The organism is Bacillus sp. LBG-1-113, from assembly GCF_020708615.1.
Taxonomy (GTDB): Bacteria; Bacillota; Bacilli; order Bacillales; family Bacillaceae; genus Bacillus; species Bacillus mojavensis.
Genome location: NZ_JAJFDG010000002.1, coordinates 329,838 through 353,383 on the forward strand (window position 1 = coordinate 329,838; position 23,546 = coordinate 353,383).

Genomic DNA, 23,546 nt, shown 5'->3' on the forward strand with positions numbered 1-23,546 from the left:
AAAAGCAGGCATAGAGCCTGCTTTCTTATATATTTTTACACTTTAGCGTATCTCCAATGGATAAAGTCTTTTTCTTTAGCGCCCAGTTTAAACCCTAACTTCTCCAAAATATGTTGTGAACCAATATTGCCATGTTCACATCTAGCCGTAATACAGTTAACATTCTCTTGGCTTAATGCCCAGTTTATTAACTTTTGAGCAGCCTCAAAACAATAACCTTTACGGCAGTGACTTTTATTTGTTGCAAAACCGATTTCAACCATGCCATCCGTATCAGGGTCGCCTAAAAATCCAATTCCTCCAACAATTTCATAATCATCCTTCTTTAAAATGATCCATGAATCGAATCCTTTTGTTCCTTTGTTTTTCATTAAAATCTCGCGGAAATAAGGAATTGCTTCAAAAAAATCGGAGTTTGGCCATTCCCCATTTGTTTTATAACCCAAGTCTATAATAGCCTGATGATCCCGCTTAGATGCAGCGTCTAGAAGGTTAACATCAATCGTTTTTAATAGTAACCGATCCGTTTCAAGAAGAACCATCTCTTTAGCCTCTCTTCTGCTTGATATCCATACTTGTAAATCCTTTTTAAGTACTTCATTACATAATTTTCTCTCTCTTTAACGTATCCGTCATATGTGCCACACCAGAAAAATTCATTAACTAGGTACAGGAAAACGATTAAGAAATCAGTATGCCTTCAAAATGGTAAGAAAAATCGTCTGCATCTAAATACTAAATAGAAAAAATGGATGACACGGAGTAAAGGGGGAGCAGAGTTGGTGCTTGCTCTTTATTATTTATCATTCACAGGAATATGCATAAGTTTGACGGTGAGAACAAAGCAGTAGCAGACTTTCCTAAGACATACACATACTTTGATGCTCACCAATCGTCTTCAGCAGGCTGCGCATCGAATTTGTCATGTAAGCGTCTTTGTGACGAATAAAGATGGTTGAGATCATGCTATATTTCTCAGGCAGCGGGTGACAATAAACCTTACCTGCGGCTGAAAGATGTGTAATGGCAGATTCGGGTACGATTGTGATTCCAAGACCAAGTGCAACACTGTTTAAAATGGTCTCTAGAATGTTAAATTCCAAAATTCTTTTTGGAAGCAAACCTTCATCTTTGAGCCAATGTTCTAGCCTAGAACGATATCCGCATCCTTGATTAGACACAAGGATCGGCGTCGTCATAAAATCCTCTATTTGAAACGTTTTATTTGCTGTTACTAGAGTAAGTTTTTCAGTATTGACATCATATTGTTCGAGTATGGAGTGCTTAATTGGCCCTGATATAAAAGCCCCGTCTAATTCGTGGTTAGTTACCTTCTCAATCAGTTCCTCTGTTAAGCCAGCCTGCAATGATAAATCAACGTTAGGATACTTTTTATAATAGGAGGCTAAGATGGTCGGCAGTATCCTCACTGTTTCCACTGTCCCGATTTTTAATATTCCCGACGGTATATCACCATCAAGAAAGACTTGTTTTAGCTCTTCAACATCTATCAAGATTTTGTTCACGTATTCAAGCATTTTTCGGCCCTCGGGATTTAATGTTACCCCTTTTTTATGCCGATTGAAAAGAGGTGTTTTGAGTTTGTTTTCTAATTGCTTAATACGTGCTGTTACATTGGATTGTACATAGCTTAATTCCTTTGCAGCGCTGGTAATACTTTTGTGATGGGCAAAATTTGTAAGTCTCGCAACTCCATTTGGTATCCCTCCTTCATTTAAAATATCATTATAAATGATGTTTTTCATCATTTTTATTCATTTTACATGATGTCATTCCTCTTTTTATAATTCTCATTGTCAATACAAGAAAAGGAGGGGAATGACAATGAAAAACGGCCAATTATTCATTGGTGTCCTCACATGTTTAGTAGCAAGTATGTCGTGGGGCGCAATGTTTCCAGTTGCGGATCATGCATTAGCATTTGTTGATCCATTTTATTTTTCATCTATTCGATACGGTGTGGCAGCAGTTATCTTAGTGATTTTATTATTGGTGAGGGAGGGGAAGAAATCATTTCGTTTAGAGGGTAAAGCAAAATTGCTCATTTTTTTTGGTGTGATGGCGTTTACTGTATACAATGTTTTTATTTTTTGGGGCCAAAGATTGATGGGGAAGTCTGGAATCATGACTGCGTCTATTGCAGAGGCACTGATGCCAATCATTTCTATTTTTATCCTTTGGGGGTATAAACATGTGAAGCTGAAAAAATATAAGATTCTATCTATTATGATTGCTTTTTTTGGTGCCGCACTTGTTATTACCAAAGGTGATATGAGTTTCTTTTATACATTGAGAGATAATCTGTTTTCGCTAACCTTTATTTTAATGGGTGTTGTGGGATGGGTCATTTATACAATGGGAGGACAGATGTTTCAAGAATGGTCTACACTGCGCTATTCAACATTGACATGTTTATTTGGTACAGCTGTAACGGGTATTCTAACAGCTGCGCTCACCGCTCAAGGATACGTGTCCATACCAAGTATAAAAGTGATTGCTGAAATTAAGTATGACTTATTATTTATGATTACTTTACCAGGTATCGTAGCTCTCCTTAGCTGGAACTATGGTGTTAAAATTTTATCACCCATTAACGGGATTTTATTTATTAACTTTGTTCCCATTACTACATTGTTGATCATGATGATACAAGGATCTAAAATCACCATTTTTGATGTAGTAGGAACAATGCTTGTCATGACAGCACTTATTCTAAATAACATTTTTCAGCGTAGGGAAGATAAAAATGATAAGCAATCTTTAGAAAATAAACAAACACAGTTGACTATTTCTTAAACGTTGGAGGATGCTATATGTTTGAAGGTTTATTGTTTTTTATTTCGGCTGGAATTGTCTGCGAACTAGCAGCAATTAATCGAAATGGCCGCAAAAATATAAAACAACAGGAGGAGTTCAATCAACTTTTAAAAGAACTTCTTAATAAAGACACCAGATAATCCGGTATATGACAAGTTGTAGATACATCATCTCCTTGAAACATTCAAGGAGATCTTTTTTTAAAAAAAGCTTTGACATTCACGTTACGTTAAAGTGTACGGTTACTGTATAAGGAGGGAGAAGAAATGGAATATACCGTTCAGAAGTTAGCCAAATTAGCGGGAGTCAGCACAAGAACGCTTAGGTATTATGATGAGATTAACCTTTTACAGCCAGCACGGATTAATTCATCTGGATACCGAATTTATGGGGAAAAAGAAGTCAACCAATTACAGCACATTTTATTTTATCGAGAGTTAGGCTTCCAATTAGAGGAGATAAAAAAATTAATCTTTTCCCCATCTTTTGATCGTCAGAAAGCATTAAAGGATCATCATGCAGAGCTTTTAGAAGAAAGAGCCCGGATTGATAGCCTTATCCAAAATGTAGAGAAAACAATTCATGCAGAGGAGAGAAATGAAAAAATGAGAGATGAAGAGAAATTTACCGGATTTAAAAAAGAGCTTGTGGAAGAAAACGAGAGGAAATACGGAGCGGAAATACGCCAAAAGTACGGCAAAGAAGTGGTAGAAGAAGCTAACCAAAAAGTGTTGAATATGACAAAGGAGGAATATGAAGAGCTGACCGCTACAGAGAAAGAAATGTTTGAAAAACTTAAAAAAGCATTTAAAGAAGGAGATCCAAAAAGTGAAGATGCATTGAAAGCGGCGGAATTGCACAAAAAATGGCTTCTTTATCATTGGAGCGACTACAGCAAAGAAGCGCATGCAGGTCTAGGGGAGATGTATGTATCAGATGAGCGCTTTAAACGATATTACGATCAACATGGTGTGGGATTAGCTGAATTTCTAAGACAGGTGATCTATGTATATACGGGGAAAGTAAATGATTAAGCGTGCAACTGATGCATGGACGTTATCAGGCGAAAACGATTGCGAAGTTTGAAGCACGATTGAAATAAACAAGAGTATTCCTTGGTAATGATGGGGAATCCTCTTGTTTACTTTCTTCAAAAAGTTTTGAATGTAAGGTAGCGTGGGACCTGAAAAATGTAAAAAGCTTACTAATTGTAAGCTTTTTTATAAATGTATGTAAGAATACTTAGCCAAAAGACTAAGCATCCTCGACATCTCTTTCAAATATCATTTCAAAATAAGCAGCTGCTCCATACCCGTCTATACTAGGGGCGAAAATCTGAATAAACTTCCATCCTCTTTGAGCATAGTCACGAATAATTTGTTTGTAGTCTTCTTTGGGTCTTCTTCTCATGGTACTAAGTTCGACTCTAACGAATTCATACTCTTTCATCATGTGATACCTCCTCTAAGGTTATACGAAAGAGCGAGAGAAAAGTTTCCGAAAGATGGGAATACAAAAGATGAACATACCGAAAATAACTAACGGTTCAAGAACATTTGAGTTCTGATCATATTCACACAGTTCTGATTGACCAGTACCTAATCGTTAGATGCTGATTTTCAAAAAAAGCCAATGGTCGGAAGCAAGAACGTAGAGCGAGGTACGCCTTGTCCTATCATCTAGATGAACCGGCGATTTAGAAAAAGGGGGAGAGGATCATAACGGTGCTCCTTTTATGATATTTCAATGGGGCATGTGGAAATGACATATTCTTTACCGAGCCGTGTGGCAATCGCGGATCAGCAAAACAAGTGATAATAACACATATAAAAACGAACAGATCATCAGTATACTCATGAGTGGATAGTGTTTCGCAGAGTATATGAAAAAGTCCAGCTGTGAAATTTGTTTGGGGCTCGTGATGGTGTCAATGCCGTTAAGGAGCTTTGTAAATTTGGCTGTGTAATTCCAATCGAATTGATCTGAAACAAGCTCGCTTCCTTGATACCAATTGACAGCGGCTAAAAACAGAAAAGCCATAAATGAAAATCCAAGCTGAACAACTAAAACAATCCCTTTCATCGTATGCCTCCAAATCAATGAACATGAGAAAAGCAAATCATATATTACCATAATGTAGGCAGTTCGACAATTTTTTCTTTATTTCCGGATTGGGACTATTAATGGAAAAGATCTTAGTCTGGTTTAGTTTCATATTTTAAAATGGATAGATATTATGTATTTTATTGGGATTTTAGTTCTGCCTGGGCGGGTGCTTTTTTACTCTTTCGTCTTTTGTGGCTCTCAGCTATGTGTTATTTTGGATATTGGTGATCATATCCAGAAAGTGATGGTGTCCATGAAAAAAAGAATCTCTAAAATACATACTTACTATTTTTTTAATATGTGCAGCCCTCCAGGAAACCGATGATATGAGTATTGCCCATAGCTGGATTTTGACTGAAATCATAAGATTTTTGATTTGCACGGCTGTGTTTATTATCATGACATTTCTATTAGATACTGTTTTTCCAAACAAAAAAGAGTCACATTAATGTGTGGCTCTTTTTGCAACATCATCTGATTAAAAACATTACTAATGAATCGATCATCATGACAAAAAACAGCAAGCAAAAATAAATGAGCGAGTAGACAAACATACCCTTTGCCCACTTTACGTCATCGTCTGTTTTGAATCCATGGACGCCTTTTTTGATCCATATACCTCCGAGAACCAAGGCAGTTAAAAAATAAAATGGGCTTATATGGCCGGTGCCGAGAGAAAAAGGAAATAATAGCGTAACCGGCATCAGGACTGCAATATATTGAATCATTTTTACTTTCGTTACATGATTTCCTTTTACAACAGGCAAGAGCGGGACACCAGCCGCTCGATATTCCTCTTTGCGTCTTATCCCAATGGCCCAAAAATGCGGGGGCTGCCACAGAAACATAATGGCATATAACATGACGGCGGTTACACTGATTTCCCCTGTGATGGCACAATAACCCATTAGCGGCGGAGCAGCTCCCGGAAAGCTTCCGACAAATGTGCTCCATAACGAGGCCCGTTTCACCCATACTGTATAGATGATGGCATAAAAAATAAAGGCGGCCAGTCCGAGAATTGCAGGTAAAGGATTGAGGGAATACAGCATGGCAAGACCTGCTATTCCTAAAACAGAGCCATACGTTAAGATTAAAGCCGGCGGCATTTTTCCTGTGACAGAGGCCCTGCTGCGGGTGCGCTCCATTTTTGCGTCCATATGCCGATCAAAATAGTTGTTGTAGACAGTGCCGGAAGCCATGACAAACGCGGTTCCAAGCATTGCCGTCACCATTGTCATGAAAAAAGCGAGTCCCGTTAATGGTTTTTCTGAGCTCACAAATGCGATCCAAAATCCGCCGAAGGCTGCTATTGAGTTTGATATGATAATGCCGGGTTTTGCAAGCTTTATAAAATCGTAAACGGATACCCGGTTCGAGGCTTTTATGTATTTTGTTTCAGAAATCGGAGCAGAAACTCTTGAATTCTCCAAAAATAGACGCCTCCCCCAAAACTGCATGCTTTTGTTATCGTACCAAGAGGTCAGCCAGATCACAATTATTTCCTGTATTTGTCATGGTATTGTCAATATTTATACAAAAAAAGGGGGGCTGGACTGCCCCCCTTTTCGGTACATAACGCCTGCTATCTGTTGTATCCGCCATATCCGCCGCCGTATCCGCCGCCGTATCCGTACCAAGGGTAGTAAGGAGGGCGCGGGTAGTAGTAAGGCGGACGTGGATAAAACGGATAAAACGGTCTTGGGTAATAATAAGGCGGATAAAAGGGCGGTCTAGGGCGCGGACGCGGGTAGTAATATGGCTGTCTTTCATCAAAAGGGGAAACTTGCTCATACTGGTCGTAATTCACAGGAAATTCCAAGAGGGTTACCTCCCTAGCATTTTTTATTCTGTTTACCTTATTCCTGATATGAGAAATAGGTGTATGTCCATTGACCAGATTGTTTTTTTAATGAGTAAATCCTTAGAAAGGGATTGACAAGAACTTCTAAATCTCCTAATATTACAAATGTGAAATAAATGTTACTTTAATGTTACAAAAGCATTTCTCATTGGGACGAAAGAGCATAAAGAACATTATCTGAATCTATTGATGGAATATAAATCGAAGTGATTACGAAAGAAGGAATTTGTTTTGTTGGGGAAAAGAATCAAATGGTTTCAATTATTGCTAGCAGTAGTTTGTGTGGCAGGGGTCATAGGCTTTTGCCATAATACATCAAAAAAAGAAACGGTCATGAATCAAGTGAAAACCGATTCTCAGTATGGAGATGTAGAGATCGCAACGCTTGTGAATGACGGGAAAACATTTAATTACGCGGTCAACTATCCTGTTTTTAAAAATAAAAAAATGGATGCGGCATTAAAGCGTTTCGCAGAGAAAGAGGTTCGGCAATTTCAAAAGGAAACGAAAGATGCTGACCAGGAGCATACAAAAAAGCGCAATGAACTCAACATTGATTACGAAATCGTTCATTACGCCAAGCAGACAGCGGCAGTGGTCTTTACTGAATATAAATACATAGGCGGCGCTCATGGACAAACCGTGAAAAGAACGTTTAACTTTGATTTTAGTAAGGAAGCCTTTCTTTCTATTGATGATATTTTTAAAAAGGAATCGGATTATTTACAAAAGCTTTCGCTGATCGCTTATCATGAGCTTAAAAAGAATAAGGACATTGCAGCGGACGACGAACTGTTAAAAGAGGGAACTGCACCGGCAAAAGACAATTTCAGCCGTTTTGCCGTCAAGGAAGATTATATCGAGTTTTATTTTGATACATATCAAGTCGCTGCGGGCTATCTGGGAGAGCAGTCGATTGCGATTAAGAAACATCTTTTAAAAGATATATTGAAAGAACAATATATTGATAAAGCGAAAAACAAAAATAAAATCAAAGAACAAAAACCGAAGCACGAAGTCATTTCATTACCCAAAGAAGAAACAATTGATCCGAATAAAAAAGTCATTGCGCTTACTTTCGACGACGGCCCGAATCCTGCGACAACAAATCAGATTCTGGACTCCTTGAAGAAATATGAGGGGCATGCAACGTTTTTTGTGCTGGGCAGCAGGGTTCAATATTATCCGGAAACGTTAAAAAGAATGCTGAAAGAAGGGAATGAAGTGGGGAACCACTCATGGAGCCATCCGCTTCTCACAAGGCTTTCAGTGAAAGAGGCATTAAAGCAGATCAATGACACGCAGGACATAATTGAAAAAATAAGCGGGTATCGTCCGGCGCTTGTGCGGCCTCCATATGGGGGCATTAATGATGAACTGCGAAGCAAGCTGAAAATGGATGTCGCGTTATGGGACATTGATCCGGAAGATTGGAAAGACCGAAATAAAAACACAATTGTCAACCGAGTCATGAGCCACGCGGCTGACGGTAAGACGATTTTAGTACACGATATTTACGGCACCTCTGCTGATGCGGCCGATGAGATTATTAAAAGACTGACCGATCAAGGCTACCAATTGGTGACGGTCACTCAGCTTGAAGAGGTAAAAAAACAAAGGGAAGCGAAATAAATGTGGAAAGGCTGTCGCGGGAAATGCCCGTTGGACAGCCTTTTTTCTTTTTAATAAGAGCCTGTGGTTGCCCATACATTCAGGTTGGGGCCTGAATATTTACCGAAAGCGTAGGAGGTTCTCGGGTCTAAGTCATAAACCATAGGCGTATAACAAGATTTTTGGCCTGCCACTGCTTTGCCATTGCCGCCTGCAGAGTCACAGTTATATCTCTTTTTATCTGTGTTCCGGGTAATTTCCGCATTTGCTTCATAGCCTGTTGTCAAGGTGTTGTTCATCGTGATTTTTGCCCATGCCGTTTTGCACGTACTGCTGAACTTGAGCTCGACGACTCCGATGACTTGATTGTTTGCGTTCACTAGGTTAGAAGATTTTTTTGTGGTGGCACTGGACGCACAATCATTGTAATAAGGGCTTTTTCCATCGTAGGCATGCGTTTCCGCATGAGCGGGTGCTCCCTTGACGGCAAAAATAAATACGAATGCGAACAACGCCAAAGACACCTTTTTAACCATTCTTTTCATTTTTTCCTGACCTCCTTAAAATGACAAACAATTAATCATACGGAGGAAAGAGCAAAACATGCATGCTTTTTTGTGAAAAACAAAGGCGGCCGGGAGATGGTGTTTCTTTGCCGCCTTTAGCGTGAAGCTAAGCTTTTAGGTCAATTTTTTGTCCAAGCGTCGGATGCTGAATCAGCTTAAGGGTTTGATCCGCATTTTGCTGGGCAGTGTCCAGCATCTTTTTCGTTAAAGCGATATCAACATTCTGGGCCAGATTTGCTTGATGCATGGCAACTGATAATGCAGGAATATCCATTGCTACACCTCCTATGCCTTTCCTATCGGCGGCCCGCTTTGATTTTATAGGGCAGAAAGGCTTAATTTTTTCTGTTGACCCTTACGCTGCGGCATACCGTATATTTTTCGTAAGGAGGGATTAGGATGAATATCGTAATAGAACAGACCTTTCAGCAATATGAAAAGCTGTTTTCCATGGAAGAACACGAAAGAGAGGACGAGTTTCGGTATACGATGATGGGACCGTTTGAAAGAATGTGGCGCGCCATACAGGTTCCGCTAAAAGCGAAGACACCGAATGGATATGATGTGATGATGGCGGTAAAGATGCTTGGTTATTTGGATGTGTGTGATGCTGAAACCGGACAGAAAGCATTGAGAAAACTGCAGCAATTGCATATTGCCGAGACTGCTGCATCTGCGCTGCAGCAGTGCGTACATTTTGCCGAGCGTGAAAAGCTGCGCGTAAATGCGGAAGAAATGAGGTTCGGGCTTTACATTGCTGATCCAAACAAGCTGAAGCTGCAAAAAGGGTATTGCGGGTTTGGGGGAATTCCAGGCTTTATTCACGTTTGGATGTATCCGAACAGCTATAACCTTCTGAGGATTTCATCGATTATTGCCCATGAATTTCACCATAATCTGCGGTTTTCGTATTTTGATTTTCATCGTGGTTCTGTGTCAGTCGGGGATTATCTTGTCATTGAAGGGCTGGCTGAGTCATTTGCGCGGGAGCTCTTTGGCGAAGAACAATTAGGCCCTTGGGTTACTCGCTTTGATCGGGACGATTTGCAATATTCCATTGAAGTTATAAAAGAGGTGCTTGATGTAAAAGGCTTTTCAGAGGTGAGCCGTTACATGTTTGGAGATCAAATAGCGAAAGCGCAAGGCTTCGAGCCGGCGGGATTATCTGCTTTTGCCGGATATGCGGTTGGATATCACGCTGTTCAGTCTTTTATGAATAAACACCGGGTCGATATAAAGGAGGCCACACTCTTGGATACAGAAACGATTCTGTCTCAGTGCGGACTGTTCTCAACATAAGAAAAAGCGTCACGTCAGCGGCGCTTTTTGATGTTTTGATGGATCAGCTCTATGAGTGTGCAGGTGACAATTCCCATCGTATAAGCTATGATATCGCTCAATAAAAATCCGTATCCCAGCACGAGGCCGCCGAGCGAAGTGTCCCTGATCCGGTCGATCCACTCAGCATGGTACAGCTGGCTGCATTCGATAATAACGCAAAATGAAAGGCTGATAATGCCTGTCGTGATGGTTTTCGTCGTCTGAAACAGAAAGCCGCAGCCCGTAAAAATCATTGCGGCCCACAGCGCATCTCCGAGATAGGCATTGACGCTAGCCGGAAGAAAACTGGAGAACGCTCTTGACCCCAGTCCCAACCCAATGATGAATATTGTAAAGGCCGCATATATGAACCGGTTCCTTCTCATTAATGATTGATACCTCTTCTCGCATTTTTCCTCCCATGTATTGTAAGGAATCCATCCTCACTTTGTCCATAAAAAAAGCGGCTGAACAGCCGCAGGTACTTTATCTTGCTCTTAGATTGACATGGTTGGCTGTCTGGTCTTCTCCAATGACGAAATGAAGCTCATAGCGGCCTGTATCATAGATATAGTCGATTTCATCCGTGAATGGGACAGTTAAAATTCGATCGGCGGGGCCAATTTGATCGCTCAGTACATCCGGTGTAACCCCTCCAAGATTCAGCCGGCGTTCTACTCCGGTTCCAAAGTAACGGATTTCTGAAATGGTCATGTCTTTGTTATAGGAAAAGCCGTAACCGGGATTTCCCATATTCCAGCTGTATAAATCAAACATATTGTTTCCTCCAGCCGGTCTTTCCGGTTCTCCCATCTTGGCATGGACATCCCCTTTTGTGCTTTTGTTCATCGTAAGGCCTTGTACCTGCTGCGGCATTTCACCTGTAAAAGCGGTGTTATAAAGACTTTTTACAAGCTCAGCGGATGATGAGGTTGTTTCTTCAGCAGGCGGATTTGCCTGAGCGGCAGCTTTCGCCGGAATTGCCGTCCCAAAGCCAAAAACAGTACATGACAGTGCTGCCGCCGCTGTTAATGCGGAAATGGTTTTCTTCATGGTTATCCCTCCCTTTTTGTCTATCATGTCGTTTCCCGGTGTTCGTGCATTAAAACATTCCTATGCGCTCTGTATGTTTTAATCAGCACATGTAAGGGAACTGAAATGGGTAATTCGGTATATAAACGCAAGAAAGGGGAATGGAGATGGCGGACACAAAAAAAGTAACAATTAACGGCGTTGAGCTAGAGACAGCCGGGGACCAGACGGTGCTGCAGCTTTTGAATAACAGTTCAATCGAAGTGCCGCAAGTATGCTATCATCCGAGCCTTGGGCCGATTGAAACATGTGATACGTGTATCGTCAGCATCAATGGTGAGCTGAAGAGATCGTGCTCTGCTGAAATAAAGGATGGCGATGTCATTGATACGGTTTCGTCTGATGTGAAAAAAGCACAGGTCATCGGGATGGATAAAATCTTATATAATCATGAGCTTTACTGTACAGTTTGCGATTATAACAATGGAGGATGCGAAATACATAATACGGTGAAGGAAATGAAAATCAATCACCAAAGCATCCCGTTTGATCATAAGCCTTATCATAAGGATGAGTCCCATCCGTTTTACCGGTATGATCCTGATCAATGTATTTTGTGCGGCCGCTGTGTCGAAGCATGCCAAGACGTACAGGTGACAGAAACACTGACGATTGACTGGGAGCGGGAACGCCCACGCGTCATTTGGGATCATGACGTGCCGATTAACGAGTCGTCATGTGTGTCGTGCGGCCACTGCTCAACCGTATGTCCGTGCAACGCGATGATGGAAAAAGGAATGGAAGGGGAAGCAGGATATTTAACAGGCATCAATAACAAGTCACTGCGCCCGATGATTGAGATCACGAAAGGCGTAGAGACAGGTTACGGCTCGATTCTCGCCATTTCTGACATGGAATCTGCCATGCGTGATGAACGAATCAAAAAAACCAAAACCGTCTGTACCTATTGCGGTGTCGGCTGCAGTTTTGATGTTTGGACAAAGGGCAGAGATATTCTGAAAGTGGAGCCGCAGGAGGAGGCGCCCGCCAATGGCATTTCCACTTGTGTAAAAGGCAAGTTCGGCTGGGATTTTGTAAACAGCGAGGAGCGTCTGACAAAACCGCTCATCCGCGAAGGCGACCATTTCCGGGAAGCAGAGTGGGAGGAAGCTTTAACACTGATCGCCGGCAAGTTCACTGAATTGAAAGAAGAATGTGGCCCTGACTCACTTGCTTTTATCACGTCGTCTAAATGTACGAATGAAGAATCCTACCTGATGCAAAAGCTGGCCAGAGGGGTTATCGGCACAAATAATGTGGATAACTGCTCGCGCTATTGCCAGTCTCCGGCTACTGCCGGACTGTTCCGGACAGTTGGATATGGCGGTGACTCAGGATCGATTACAGATATCGCCCAGGCAGATCTAGTTTTGATTATCGGTTCGAACACGTCAGAGTCGCACCCGGTATTATCTACCCGCATTAAACGGGCTCACAAGCTGAGAGGGCAGAAGGTCATCGTGGCCGATATCAGAAAACACGAAATGGCTGAGCGTTCTGATCTATTTGTCCAGCCGCGTGCCGGATCAGATATCGTCTGGCTGAATGCCATCGCCAAATATCTGATTGAAAACGGCAAGGCCGATGAACGCTTTTTGCAGGAAAGGGTCAACGGCCGGGATGAATACGTGAAAAGCCTTGCGCCGTACACACTTGAATATGCAGAGGAGAAAACCGGAATTGATAAACAAACCCTGATTCAAATGGCTGAAATGATTCATGAGGCTGACAGTGTGTGCGCGTTGTGGGCCATGGGTGTGACCCAGCACATTGGAGGCAGCGATACAAGCACTGCGATTTCAAATTTGCTGCTTGTCACAGGTAACTACGGAAAACCGGGTGCGGGTTCTTATCCATTACGCGGCCATAACAACGTCCAGGGAGCAAGTGACTTCGGAAGCATGCCTGACAGCCTGCCGGGCTATGAAAAAGTGAAGGATGAACAAGTCCGCAAGAAATACGAACAAGCCTGGGGTGTGCAGCTGCCGAAGGAGCCGGGCATGACCAACCATGAAATGATTGAAAAAATCCATTCCGGACAGCTGAAAGCGATGTATGTAAAAGGGGAGGAAATGGGTCTTGTCGACTCAAATATCAATCATGTGCACGCCGCATATGAAAAGCTTGATTTCTTTGTTGTGCAGGACATTTTTCTTTCTCGGACGGCAGAATTTGCAGATGTTGTTCTTCCTGCGAGCCCGAGCCTTGAAAAAGAAGGAACCTTTACAAATACTGAACGCCGTATTCAGCGTTTATACCAGGTATTTGAACCTCTGGGTGAATCAAAGCCGGACTGGCAGATTATTATGGAGATAGCGAATAAGCTCGGGGCCAATTGGAATTATGAGCATCCTTCCGACATAATGGAAGAAGCCGCAATGCTGTCACCAATTTATGCAGGAGTAACCTATGAACGTCTTGAGGGCTACAATTCCCTGCAATGGCCTGTACGTGCTGATGGGAAGGATTCGCCTTTACTTTTTACAGAGCGTTTTCCTTTCCCGGACGGCAAAGCGATTCTTTATCCGGTTCAATGGACTGAGCCCGAGGAGTTCGGTGAAGAATATGATATCCATGTAAATAACGGCAGGCTCTTGGAGCATTTCCACGAAGGAAACCTGACGTATAAATCAAAAGGCATTTCTGAAAAAACGCCGCATGTATTCTTAGAAATTTCTCCAGAGCTTGCGGCAGAACGGGGGATTCAGGACGGGACCCTTGTCAGACTCACATCGCCTTTTGGAAATGTGAAGGTGAAATGCCTGATCACCGATCGTGTCAAAGGGAAGGAAGTGTATCTGCCAATGAACGATTCTGGGGAAGCGGCGATTAACCTGTTAACAGGCAGCCACGCAGACAAGGATACCGACACGCCTGCTTACAAAGAAACATCAGCGAAGATGGAAATCTTGAAGCAGGATGGAATCAATCCGCTGCCTAAAATCAATCACCGCAACGGAAACCCGCAGCCGCAAATTGGTGTACAGGTTCATAAGAAATGGGCGCGGAAGGATTACATTTTCCCTGGCGACGCAGTGAAAAGGGGGCTTGGGCACAATGGCTAAAGCGATTAAACGCATTCAGAAAGTACAGGTGACCGAAGAAGATCAGCGCAAACGTGATTTAGAAGAAATCGAAGATGCCTTAGTCGACAACAAAGAAGCCATTCTGGAGACACTTCATATGCTTGGGCATATGAACGAACGGGGCGTGCTGCCCTTGCTCAGGGGGCTTTTTGGCCAAGGTGATAAAGTCCTTGACATCCTAGTGAAAAAGGCAGATACAGAGGAAACGGCCAATATGCTTAAAAACCTGCTTCTCCTGTTTGGAACGCTTGGCATGCTGGATGTCAAACAGCTGGAGCCGCTCATTTTGAAAGTGAATGCCGGTGTGGCGAACGCGGTAGAACAGAAAGACAGCCAAGAAAAAACAGGTTATTTTGATCTTCTCCGGTCGCTCAAAGATCCGGAAATCAACAAAGCGGTAACGCTGCTGTTCTCCTTTTTAAAAGGAATGGGACAAGATACAAAGGAGCTGGAACGTACAACTCAGCCTCCGGAGCATCAAAAACATCATCAGGAACCCCGAGAGAAAAGGGGAATGGATAAGCGAGATTGACCACCCACCCGAGCCGGCTGCTGCCAGCTCGGGTTTTTTGATGAAAAGGTCTAATGGACTAGTGAAAAATGTTCAAATACTAGAAAGAAGTGACTTTGTAATGAATGATGTAGATAAATTTGCTACTTTCTTACCTGTTAAGAAAAGGAAAAATATGATTATAATAGAAAACGATTACTTTAGATGGGGGAACAGTCATGAGAAAAGTCTTATTACTATTATTTGTACTGACGATCGGGTTTGCGCTTTCAGCGTGCAGCCAATCGAGTAATGCGTCAGAGAAGGAAAAACCGAAGGAAAAAACGCAAGAAGAGCTTGAAAAGGAACTTGATAAGGAACTGAAAAAAGGCGGTGAGCCGAAGATTAAAAAAGATGATCAAATACATAAAATAGGGGAAACAATTAAAGTAAATGATATTAATTTCACGGTGAATAAAGTGGATCGTGATCAGAATGGCAAATATGGAGATTTAGGTGGAAAAGAATCTGATAAAATAAAAACAGTAAAAGGTAATGAAGAGCGGTTAATTATAGAAGTGACCCTGGAATACGTGGGAAAAGGTTCAATGGAATACAACCGATTCGGATTAGATCTGAAAGACAAGAAGAATAAATCAGTTCGTTCTGTTATTTCGTTGGAAGATAAAGGAAGAATGTTTTTGGGGGGAAATCTGGCGTCAGGAAAAAAGGTGACAGGAGTAGTTAGTTATGTAATACCTAAAGGGGAACAGAAAAATTACACATTGGTGTATAACCCTTTTTTAATAGATACTAGAAGTGATAGAATTGAAGAAAGCGCAAAATACAATATAGATTATTTGATAAAATTAGATAATTAACATTAAAAAAAGCACGTTTTCATCAAGGGAGAAACGTGCTTTTTTATAGTGACAAATAACGCGAAGGGACGAGTGATAAACGTGCAAACCAAGTGGCTTGAACGGGCCCAGCGGATTCAGGCGATCGCACAGTCGGGGCTTGCTTTTTCCAAGGATGTGTATGACAGGGAAAGGTACGAAGAGCTGATGAAGCTCAGCTCAGAGATGATGGCGGATTACTCGAAGAAGGACATTGAAGTCATCACTGATTTATGGAAAGGCGAGAAAGGCTACCCGACACCGAAGGCAGATGTTCGCGGCGCGGTATTTCGAGAGAATTGCATATTGCTTGTCCGGGAGAAGCATGACGAGCTGTGGTCACTTCCGGGCGGGTTTTGCGAAATTGGTTTATCGCCCGCTGAAAATGTGATCAAGGAAATCAAAGAAGAGTCGGGGTACGATACAGTGCCTTCTCGATTACTGGCCGTACTGGACAGCCATAAGCATCCTCACCCCCCTCAGCCTTATCATTACTATAAGATCTTCATTGAATGCAGCATAACGGGCGGGCAGCAGAAAACCGGGATTGAGACGAATCATGCCGCTTTTTTTCCGGAAGACAGGCTCCCGCCGCTTTCTCCGAAACGAAACACTCAGTCACAGCTCAGCATGCTTTTTGACTTTCAGCGTCATCCGGATAAGAAAATTGTATTTGATTAAACAAAAAAGAGCCGGAGGCTCTTTTTTGTTTTACAAGACAATATGTTTTTGGCTGGCAAGCTTCAGAAGGGTTAGTACCGAATCAGCTTGTTTATGGCCGAGCCTTTGTTTTAGTTTGCTTTCTTCAACTAAACGGCTTCCATATATGTCGACAGAGGCTTTGTCAACGACAGTATGCCAGTTTTCCTGTTTTGATCCCTCAACGAGCGGCTTTGAATGTCTCTCAGAAAAAGAGAACACAAACAATACAAATGCAAGTGAAAGTACGATGCCGACAACGAGTTTCTTGCGGTTGATCTGTGCTGTCATTTGTTCTCTCCTTCACCATTTTACCTTCTATTTAATCATATCTTTCGCTTGGATTACATAATGGAAAAGTCATCTTTTAGAGTAGTGCTTACGTTGCGGATGAGGACGACATGTGAGCTTTTCATAAGCTATTGATTCCGTATCTAAGATCGATGAGCATGCCTAAGGTCACATTGTGAACCAAATCGGGTGTGTGTAATAGAAAAAAATTGAAAGATTATGGTAAGATGGACAACATTCGAGGGGGATTATATGATGCCTGCTGTTTCAGACGACAAAATGGATGTCCCTCTTTTTTTCGATAGCAGGAGGTGGTGAAGTTCGTCAATTGCTGAATCTTTTCTTTTATGAGGAGGGGAAACGCATGAATGTGGTAAATCGGCGACAAGCTTTGCAACGTGCATTGATGAACGGAAAAAATAACCAGGATGCTTATCATCCGTTTCCGTGGTACGAATCGATGAGAAAGGAAGCGCCTGTTTCCTTTGATGAAGAAAATGAAGTGTGGAGCGTTTTTCTTTATGATGATGTCAAAAAAGTCATTGGGGATAAAGAGCTTTTCTCCAGTTATATGCCGGAGCAGACAAGTTCTATCGGTAATTCAATCATTAATATGGACCTGCCAAGGCATACGCAAATCCGTTCTGTTGTGAATAAAGCGTTCACACCGCGCGTGATGAAGCAATGGGAACCGAGAATTCAGGAAATCACAGATGAACTGATCCAAAAATTTCAGGAACGAAGCGAGTTTGATTTGGTTCAGGATTTCTCATATCCGCTTCCTGTCATTGTGATATCCGAGCTTTTAGGCGTGCCTTCAGAGCATATGGATGCATTTAAGACATGGTCTGATATATTGGTGAGCACACCAAGGGATGGAAGTGAGGAGGCGGAGAAAGTCTTTCTGGAAGAGCGAAACAAGTGCGAGGAAGAACTGGCCGCGTTTTTTGCCGGCATCATAGAAGAAAAACGGAAGAAACCGGAACAAGACATCATCTCCATTTTAATTAAAGCGGAAGAAACCGGCGACAAGCTTTCCGGAGAAGAGCTGATTCCGTTTTGTACATTGCTGCTGGTGGCGGGAAACGAAACGACAACGAACTTGATTTCAAACGCGATGTACAGCATTTTAGACACGCCGGGTGCCTATGACGAATTGCGGCGGCATCCAGAGCTGGTGCCTCAGGCGGTGGAGGAAGCTCTGCGTTTCAGAGCGCCCGCACCTGTTTTGAGGCGCATTGCCAAGCGGGATACGGAGATCGGGGGCCATCAGATGAAAAAAGGTGATATGGTTCTGGCTTTTGTGGCATCAGCAAATCGTGATGAAGCGAAGTTTGACAGGGCGCACATGTTTGATATTCACCGCCATCCCAATCCGCATATTGCGTTTGGCCACGGCATTCATTTTTGTCTCGGGGCTCCGCTTGCCCGTCTTGAAGCAAAGATCGCGTTAACATCCTTGATTTCTGCTTTTCCTCATATGGAATGCGTCAGTATCACTCCGATTAAAAACAGTGTGATATACGGATTAAAAAGCTTCCGAGTGAAAATTTAATAGATAAGGAGACTGGAGATTCATGAAAAAGCACCATATTTCGATTATCAACATCCCGGCGTACGGGCATGTCAATCCTACGCTTGCATTAGTGGAGAAGCTTTGTGAGAAAGGGCATCGTGTCACATATGCGACGACTGAGGAATTCGCCGCCAGTGTTCAGCAAGCCGGTGCAGAAGCATTGATCTATCATACATCCTTGAATATTGATCCTAAGCAAATCAGGGAGATGATAGAAAAAAATGAGACGCCGATCAGTCTCTTAAAAGAATCACTTAGCATTCTTCCGCAGCTTGAGGATTTATATCAGAATGATCATCCTGATCTGATTATCTATGATTTTATTGCGCTAGCGGGAAAATTGTTTGCTGACAAGCTTCATATACCGGTCATCAAGCTTTGTTCCTCATATGCCCAAAATGAATCCTTTCAGCTCGGAAGTGAAGACATGCTGTTAAAAATGAAAGAAGCAGAGGCTGAATTTAAAGCCTATTTGGAGCAAGAGCAATTGCCGGCTGTTTCATTTGAACAGTTAGCTGTGCCGGAAGCATTAAATATTGTCTTTATGCCGAAGTCTTTTCAGATTCAGCATGAGACGTTCGATGACCGTTTCTGTTTTGTCGGCCCATCCCTTGGGAAACGGACGGAACAAGAAAGTTTGGAAATTGAAAAGGGTGATGGCCCGCTTATGCTGATTTCATTGGGAACGGCGTTTAACGCATGGCCGGAATTTTACAAGATGTGCATCGAGGCATTTCGGAATTCTTCATGGCAAGTGATTATGTCTGTCGGGAAAACGATTGATCCTGAAAGCCTGGATGAGATCCCTGCTAACTTTACCATTCGCCAAAGCGTGCCGCAGCTTGAGGTATTGGCGAAAGCCGATTTGTTTATTTCTCATGGCGGGATGAACAGTACGATGGAGGCGATGAATGCCGGTGTGCCGCTCGTCGTCATTCCGCAAATGTATGAGCAGGAGCTCACTGCAAAGCGTGTCGATGAATTAGGCCTTGGCGTTTATTTGCCGAAAGAAGAAGTGACTGTTTCCAGGCTTCAGGAAGCGGTTCAGGCGGTATCCGGTGATCAAGAGGTGCTCAGCCGCGTCAAGAATATGCAAAAGGATGTAAAAGAAGCAGGCGGAGCGGAGCGTGCGGCAGCTGAGATTGAAGCGTTTATAAAAAAATCCGCTGTACCGCAGTAACATAAAAACCGAAATCAATTTGATTTCGGTTTTCTGTTTAAATGTTTTTTTTCATCCCGCATCTACGGCATTCTCTCAAAAACTTTCCGCCTTTTACGGAGCTTTTGAACAGTGTGTAGTCACAATTGTCGCAGCGCCCGCTGTGGACGTCCGGATATTCGTTGAATTCGTAAATTACCGATGTGTCGTAGCCTTTTGTTTCGTATTCTTCTTTTGTTTCCATGATCGATCCTCCGTTAAAAAAACGTGTCTATTGTTTATATTATAGCATGCACCCGGTGTATTCAACGGGTAATGAGAGGCATTTGGTTCATCTTGATTTCTCCTTTGATTTGCGACACAATAGCTTTATTAAAGGTTATATACATATAAAGCCTAAGCTGGCAAAGAGGAGAGGAACGGATATGGGGAAAGGTTTACATGGAAAACGCGTTGCGATCGGCGGTTCTCGGAAAACGGAAGAAATCAGCACAATCATTGAAAAACAGGGCGGAATTCCTGTCGTCCGTTCTCTCCAAGGAACGGTATATTTGGCAGAGGAACAGGTGGAGCCGGAGCTGTGCAAATTTGCGGAAGAAAAAGCCGACTGGGTGATCTTTACGACAGGCATCGGTACGGAGACGCTTGTGAAGATGGCAGAGAAAATCGGCTTAAAGGACGAGTTCCTGCTGGCGATTCGCCAGGCTAAAGCGGCATGCCGAGGGTACAAAACATTGTCTGCGTTAAAAAAGCTCGGAATCACAGCAGAGGCTTCTGATGAAGATGGGACAACCAGCGGATTGATCCGGTCCTTGGAGCCTTACGATTTTTCAGGAAAAAAAGTAATGGTGCAGCTTCACGGAGAAAATGCACCCGCCCTTATAGCATTTTTGAAAGAAAAAGGAGCTTCAGTTTTGCCGATCCTTCCATATCAGCATATCCCGCCAGAGAAGGAAACGGTGGAACAGTTATGCCGAGAACTGCTGAATGGTGAATTGGATGCTGTTTGTTTTACCACGGCGATTCAGGTTCGTTCTCTGTTTGATTTTGCCAAGGAGCGCGGCTTTATCAATGAAGTGAAGGCTGTATTCGAAGAGCGTGTCATCGCAGCGGCTGTCGGAAAAGTGACTGCTGAAGCGCTGCGGGAAGAAGGCATCACAAGGCTGCTTGCACCGGAGATTGAGCGGATGGGCGCGATGATTATTGAGCTGTCCAAGTATTATGAAGAAAAGGAATAACCAGTACAAAAGCCGCTTTCCAAATGGGAAGCGGCTTTGTCGTTATCCATTTTCCTTTAATTGCTGATGCGCGGTGAATAATGACGGGTATGTCAGCACGCTTAAGATCACACATGTCAGCGCGGCGGACGCCATCGTTGTAAAAACAATCAAAAGCTGAAAGCGAACCGCCTGAATCGGATCGGCGCCCGCTAAGATTTGGCCGGTCATCATGCCGGGAAGCTGGACAAGCCCAAGTGTTTTCTGGCTTTCTAGCGTTGGGATCATACTCATTTTCATAGCGGAAGTCAGGATGTGCTGTATGGATTGTTTTGGTGTGCCCCCAAGCGACAAAATCAATTGAATTTCTTCTTTACGCACCCCGGCCTCGGAGCTGAGCCGGTTTAAAAAAAGGCTCGCGAGCACCATTGAATTTCCGATGACCATTCCGCTGATCGGGATGACATACCGTGCGGTAAGCGGGATGATGTGAAGCGCCAGAAGAATGCCTTGGGTGACGATTTCTACAATCGCTAAGGCCAGAAACACCTTCCAAAAAGAACCGATTTTCATTTTCTTTCGTTTGACGACGTTTTGAGCCGCCACACCCAGCATTAACAGCACCATCAGCAGGATAAACACAGGGTGGTCTCCATGAAATATCAGCGACAGCACATAACCGATCACAAGCAGCTGTACCGCCGCCCGGATCGTTGCGATTATCATATCTTTTTCAACGCCGGCTTTAAAGGATTTTGATAAAAACAAGGCAATCAGCACAAAGATCATGGTTAATGAGAGAGAAAGGTAATCCATTACCGTGTGCCTCCCTTCAAAAATTCACGGGCTGCTTCATGCTGAGGACGCGAGAAAAATGTGTCTGTCTCCGCGATTTCCAACAGCCGGCCATCAGCCATAAACCAAATGGTATCGGCTACTCGTTTCGCCTGCTCCATGTTATGGGTCACCCACATCACCGTCAGTTTTTTCTCTTGATGCTGCTTTTTGATTAGCTCTTCAATCTCCAGAGCAGAAACAGGGTCCAGGGCAGATGTAATTTCGTCCAATAATAGGATGGAGGAAGGGTTTGCGAGTGTTCTGGCAAGTGAGAGCCTTTGCCGCTGTCCGCCGGATAAATCCTTGGCGCTCCTGTCTAACAGCTCTGGAGACAGGCCTGTCAGTGAAGCGAGCTCTTCAGGAGAGTAAAGCTGGGTTTGATGCAGCTTCTGTACCAGACTCAAATTGTCACGCACCGTTCCGTCAAGGACGGGAGCGGATTGAAAGGCGAGTGCGGCAGTCCGCCTTAGTTTATTCACATTCCAGTCTCTGACTTCCTTTCCGTAAATCTTCACTTCACCGTGATCCGGTGTTTTCATCAAATTACACATGGACAGCAGTGTGCTTTTACCTGAACCGGAAGGGCCCAAAACGGCCACGATTGCTCCCTGTTGAATGTCTCCGGTGACAGCCTTCAATACGTCATAGGTTTGTCCCTCTTGTTCATAGCTTTTTCGCACAGATGTGAATGAGATCGCTGGTATATCGTCTTTTTGATTGTTTGCTTCCATTAAAATATCACCTTTCAGTTAAGTGGGCTTAGACTCTACATAAATATAACGTGAAACAGGTCTCTTTTGGAAGGAGTTAAAAAAGAAAGGAGAACGGGTTTTCGCCCATTCTCCAGCCGTTGCTATGCAGTCAGATTTGACTGCGTTTTCTTTTTGGGTTTTTGTTGGGAAGCGAAGGTATGTAGCACCATTCCGGCAATAATGATCATTAAGCCGGTAAACGATAAAATGGAAGGGAAAACTCCTGACAGCAGGATTATTTCACCAAGCAAAGCGAATATCACTTCCCCGGATTGTGTTGCTTCAACAGCAGCGAGCTTTTGCGGGTTATCCCTTACCATATCCGTTGCCCAGAAAAATAAAACGGTCGCAATGATGCCTGAGCTGACGGCAACGATAAAGGATTGAACGGTTTGCCCCGCTGTCGGAAGGCCATCTGACCACCAGCCGTAAGCTGCCAATACAAGCCAGAATGGAAGGCTTGCAAGGGTCATTCCCAGCACGCGCTGAAATGTATCAAGCCTGCCTCCGTATTGCTCAAGCATTCTCCGGTTTCCCAGCGGGTAGGCGAAAGCCGCGATGACAACCGGCAGCACGCTGAAGAGCAGCATTTTTCCGGAAAGCGATTCTGCATGCTGGAGCTGAATCAGCGCTGCCCCAATCAGAATGACGACGGAAGTGCCCAGTGAAACAAAGGGAATTTTTTGCCGAACGAGCATAGTGCTTCCAGGCGTGTCTTTTTTCTCATAGAAAAATGGAGACAGCAGCACACCGGCTACAATGGTAATTTGCCATGTTCCGGCTACGAGCCAGCCCGGCCCGAATGCGGCGGCAAACGTGATTGGCGCATAAAAAAGCACAAAGCCGACAAAGCTCCACTTTATCCAAAATAACGGCTTTTTCCGCATTTCTTGTAAAAGAGGAACGAACTTCCCTTTCATTATGACAATCAGACATAAAAACGGAACCATAAATATAAAGCGTAACGAGGCGCTCCAAAGCCAGCTGCCTCCGGATAATTCCATCGCCCTGTTTAAAATAAAGGTAACGGCGAAAAAGAGAGAAGCCAATATTCCGATTACAATTGCTTTCATCAAATCCCTCATTCTGGCATTATTTTTTTATACTATACTACCCGGGATGATACAGATCAACGGAATTGTG

26 protein-coding genes and 1 pseudogene are annotated in these 23,546 nt (G+C 43.2%); 12 read left to right on the plus strand and 15 right to left on the minus strand.

Features of this window, described 5'->3' with window-relative positions; all coding sequences use genetic code 11:
* Positions 1-35: 35 nt before the first annotated feature.
* Together LJF29_RS07820 and LJF29_RS07825 are read right to left on the minus strand one after the other, a co-directional pair.
* On the minus strand, positions 36-542 hold the full coding sequence (locus LJF29_RS07820; RefSeq protein ID WP_229147879.1) for a GNAT family N-acetyltransferase: 507 nt from the start codon (positions 540-542) through the stop codon (positions 36-38).
* 318 nt (positions 543-860) lie between these two features.
* Positions 861-1,717 (minus strand): annotated as a pseudogene (locus tag LJF29_RS07825) (LysR family transcriptional regulator).
* 128 nt (positions 1,718-1,845) lie between these two features.
* Here LJF29_RS07825 and LJF29_RS07830 point away from each other — a divergent pair.
* The 3 genes from LJF29_RS07830 to LJF29_RS07840 all read left to right on the plus strand — a co-directional run bounded on the left by LJF29_RS07830 (position 1,846) and on the right by LJF29_RS07840 (position 3,872).
* On the plus strand, positions 1,846-2,817 hold the full coding sequence (locus LJF29_RS07830; protein WP_229147880.1) for a DMT family transporter: 972 nt from the start codon (positions 1,846-1,848) through the stop codon (positions 2,815-2,817).
* 17 nt (positions 2,818-2,834) lie between these two features.
* Positions 2,835-2,978, plus strand: a complete 144-nt coding sequence (locus LJF29_RS07835; protein ID WP_010333841.1) for a YrzO family protein — start codon at positions 2,835-2,837, stop codon at positions 2,976-2,978.
* A gap of 126 nt (positions 2,979-3,104) precedes the next feature.
* Positions 3,105-3,872 carry a MerR family transcriptional regulator gene (locus tag LJF29_RS07840; protein WP_168747465.1) on the plus strand — a complete coding sequence of 256 codons (768 nt, stop codon included), beginning with the start codon at positions 3,105-3,107 and terminating at the stop codon, positions 3,870-3,872.
* Between the two features lie 220 nt (positions 3,873-4,092).
* On the opposite strand, the gene LJF29_RS07845 is transcribed toward LJF29_RS07840, so the two are convergent.
* From LJF29_RS07845 to LJF29_RS07860, 4 genes are all read right to left on the minus strand, one after another.
* Positions 4,093-4,287, minus strand: coding sequence for a DUF4177 domain-containing protein (locus LJF29_RS07845; protein ID WP_229147881.1), 195 nt, complete (start codon positions 4,285-4,287; stop codon positions 4,093-4,095).
* 324 nt (positions 4,288-4,611) lie between these two features.
* Entirely contained in the window at positions 4,612-4,920 is a 309-nt protein-coding gene (locus LJF29_RS07850) for a YjdJ family protein (RefSeq protein WP_010333844.1), read from the minus strand.
* A 494-nt stretch (positions 4,921-5,414) separates the two neighbouring features.
* A complete protein-coding gene (gene cyoE, locus LJF29_RS07855) occupies positions 5,415-6,404 on the minus strand; it encodes a heme o synthase (RefSeq protein WP_229148174.1) in 990 nt (329 codons plus the stop codon).
* 125 nt (positions 6,405-6,529) lie between these two features.
* Positions 6,530-6,766, minus strand: a complete 237-nt coding sequence (locus LJF29_RS07860; RefSeq protein WP_010333846.1) for a hypothetical protein — start codon at positions 6,764-6,766, stop codon at positions 6,530-6,532.
* 273 nt (positions 6,767-7,039) lie between these two features.
* Here LJF29_RS07860 and LJF29_RS07865 point away from each other — a divergent pair, with 273 nt between their 5' ends.
* Positions 7,040-8,440, plus strand: a complete 1,401-nt coding sequence (locus tag LJF29_RS07865) for a polysaccharide deacetylase family protein (RefSeq protein ID WP_168747467.1) — start codon at positions 7,040-7,042, stop codon at positions 8,438-8,440.
* A gap of 50 nt (positions 8,441-8,490) precedes the next feature.
* On the opposite strand, the gene LJF29_RS07870 is transcribed toward LJF29_RS07865, so the two are convergent.
* Entirely contained in the window at positions 8,491-8,964 is a 474-nt protein-coding gene (locus tag LJF29_RS07870) for a YjfA family protein (protein ID WP_168747468.1), read from the minus strand.
* A gap of 127 nt (positions 8,965-9,091) precedes the next feature.
* Positions 9,092-9,259 carry a YjfB family protein gene (locus LJF29_RS07875; protein ID WP_010333849.1) on the minus strand — a complete coding sequence of 56 codons (168 nt, stop codon included), beginning with the start codon at positions 9,257-9,259 and terminating at the stop codon, positions 9,092-9,094.
* Between the two features lie 125 nt (positions 9,260-9,384).
* On the opposite strand from LJF29_RS07875, the gene LJF29_RS07880 reads away from it, so the two are divergent.
* Positions 9,385-10,284, plus strand: coding sequence for a DUF2268 domain-containing protein (locus tag LJF29_RS07880; RefSeq protein WP_229147882.1), 900 nt, complete (start codon positions 9,385-9,387; stop codon positions 10,282-10,284).
* A 14-nt stretch (positions 10,285-10,298) separates the two neighbouring features.
* Here LJF29_RS07880 and LJF29_RS07885 read toward each other — a convergent pair whose 3' ends face one another.
* Together LJF29_RS07885 and LJF29_RS07890 are read right to left on the minus strand one after the other, a co-directional pair.
* Positions 10,299-10,691 (minus strand): DUF2809 domain-containing protein, encoded by a 393-nt coding sequence (locus LJF29_RS07885; protein ID WP_229147885.1) that lies wholly within the window; start codon positions 10,689-10,691, stop codon positions 10,299-10,301.
* 100 nt (positions 10,692-10,791) lie between these two features.
* A complete protein-coding gene (locus LJF29_RS07890; protein ID WP_229147887.1) occupies positions 10,792-11,358 on the minus strand; it encodes a YjgB family protein in 567 nt (188 codons plus the stop codon).
* A 146-nt stretch (positions 11,359-11,504) separates the two neighbouring features.
* Here LJF29_RS07890 and fdhF point away from each other — a divergent pair, with 146 nt between their 5' ends.
* From fdhF to LJF29_RS07910, 4 genes are all read left to right on the plus strand, one after another.
* Positions 11,505-14,462, plus strand: a complete 2,958-nt coding sequence (fdhF, locus tag LJF29_RS07895; protein ID WP_229147888.1) for a formate dehydrogenase subunit alpha — start codon at positions 11,505-11,507, stop codon at positions 14,460-14,462.
* A complete protein-coding gene (locus LJF29_RS07900) occupies positions 14,455-15,015 on the plus strand; it encodes a DUF1641 domain-containing protein (RefSeq protein ID WP_010333854.1) in 561 nt (186 codons plus the stop codon). The genes fdhF and LJF29_RS07900 overlap by 8 nt, the downstream gene beginning before the upstream one ends.
* Positions 15,016-15,212: 197 nt before the next feature.
* Complete coding sequence (locus LJF29_RS07905; protein WP_229147889.1) at positions 15,213-15,854, plus strand: DUF4352 domain-containing protein; 642 nt, start codon at positions 15,213-15,215, stop codon at positions 15,852-15,854.
* A 72-nt stretch (positions 15,855-15,926) separates the two neighbouring features.
* The gene (locus LJF29_RS07910) at positions 15,927-16,553 is read left to right on the plus strand and encodes an NUDIX hydrolase (protein WP_229147890.1); all 627 of its coding nucleotides are present in this window, start codon (positions 15,927-15,929) and stop codon (positions 16,551-16,553) included.
* 30 nt (positions 16,554-16,583) lie between these two features.
* Here the strand turns inward: LJF29_RS07910 and LJF29_RS07915 are convergent, their stop codons facing one another.
* Positions 16,584-16,862, minus strand: a complete 279-nt coding sequence (locus tag LJF29_RS07915) for a hypothetical protein (protein WP_010333857.1) — start codon at positions 16,860-16,862, stop codon at positions 16,584-16,586.
* Positions 16,863-17,226: 364 nt separating this feature from the next.
* On the opposite strand from LJF29_RS07915, the gene LJF29_RS07920 reads away from it, so the two are divergent.
* Both LJF29_RS07920 and LJF29_RS07925 read left to right on the plus strand, forming a co-directional pair.
* Positions 17,227-18,417, plus strand: coding sequence for a cytochrome P450 (locus tag LJF29_RS07920; protein ID WP_229147897.1), 1,191 nt, complete (start codon positions 17,227-17,229; stop codon positions 18,415-18,417).
* Between the two features lie 22 nt (positions 18,418-18,439).
* The gene (locus tag LJF29_RS07925; protein ID WP_229147899.1) at positions 18,440-19,618 is read left to right on the plus strand and encodes a macrolide family glycosyltransferase; all 1,179 of its coding nucleotides are present in this window, start codon (positions 18,440-18,442) and stop codon (positions 19,616-19,618) included.
* Between the two features lie 37 nt (positions 19,619-19,655).
* On the opposite strand, the gene LJF29_RS07930 is transcribed toward LJF29_RS07925, so the two are convergent.
* On the minus strand, positions 19,656-19,841 hold the full coding sequence (locus LJF29_RS07930; RefSeq protein WP_010333860.1) for a hypothetical protein: 186 nt from the start codon (positions 19,839-19,841) through the stop codon (positions 19,656-19,658).
* Between the two features lie 181 nt (positions 19,842-20,022).
* On the opposite strand from LJF29_RS07930, the gene LJF29_RS07935 reads away from it, so the two are divergent.
* On the plus strand, positions 20,023-20,835 hold the full coding sequence (locus LJF29_RS07935) for a uroporphyrinogen-III synthase (protein ID WP_229147900.1): 813 nt from the start codon (positions 20,023-20,025) through the stop codon (positions 20,833-20,835).
* A gap of 42 nt (positions 20,836-20,877) precedes the next feature.
* Here LJF29_RS07935 and LJF29_RS07940 read toward each other — a convergent pair whose 3' ends face one another.
* The 3 genes from LJF29_RS07940 to LJF29_RS07950 all read right to left on the minus strand — a co-directional run bounded on the left by LJF29_RS07940 (position 20,878) and on the right by LJF29_RS07950 (position 23,476).
* Positions 20,878-21,630 (minus strand): ABC transporter permease, encoded by a 753-nt coding sequence (locus tag LJF29_RS07940; RefSeq protein ID WP_229147901.1) that lies wholly within the window; start codon positions 21,628-21,630, stop codon positions 20,878-20,880.
* On the minus strand, positions 21,630-22,382 hold the full coding sequence (locus tag LJF29_RS07945; RefSeq protein ID WP_229147903.1) for a phosphate ABC transporter ATP-binding protein: 753 nt from the start codon (positions 22,380-22,382) through the stop codon (positions 21,630-21,632). The genes LJF29_RS07940 and LJF29_RS07945 overlap by 1 nt, the downstream gene beginning before the upstream one ends.
* 122 nt (positions 22,383-22,504) lie before the next feature.
* Complete coding sequence (locus LJF29_RS07950; protein WP_229147905.1) at positions 22,505-23,476, minus strand: multidrug resistance efflux transporter family protein; 972 nt, start codon at positions 23,474-23,476, stop codon at positions 22,505-22,507.
* Positions 23,477-23,546 lie beyond the last annotated feature (70 nt).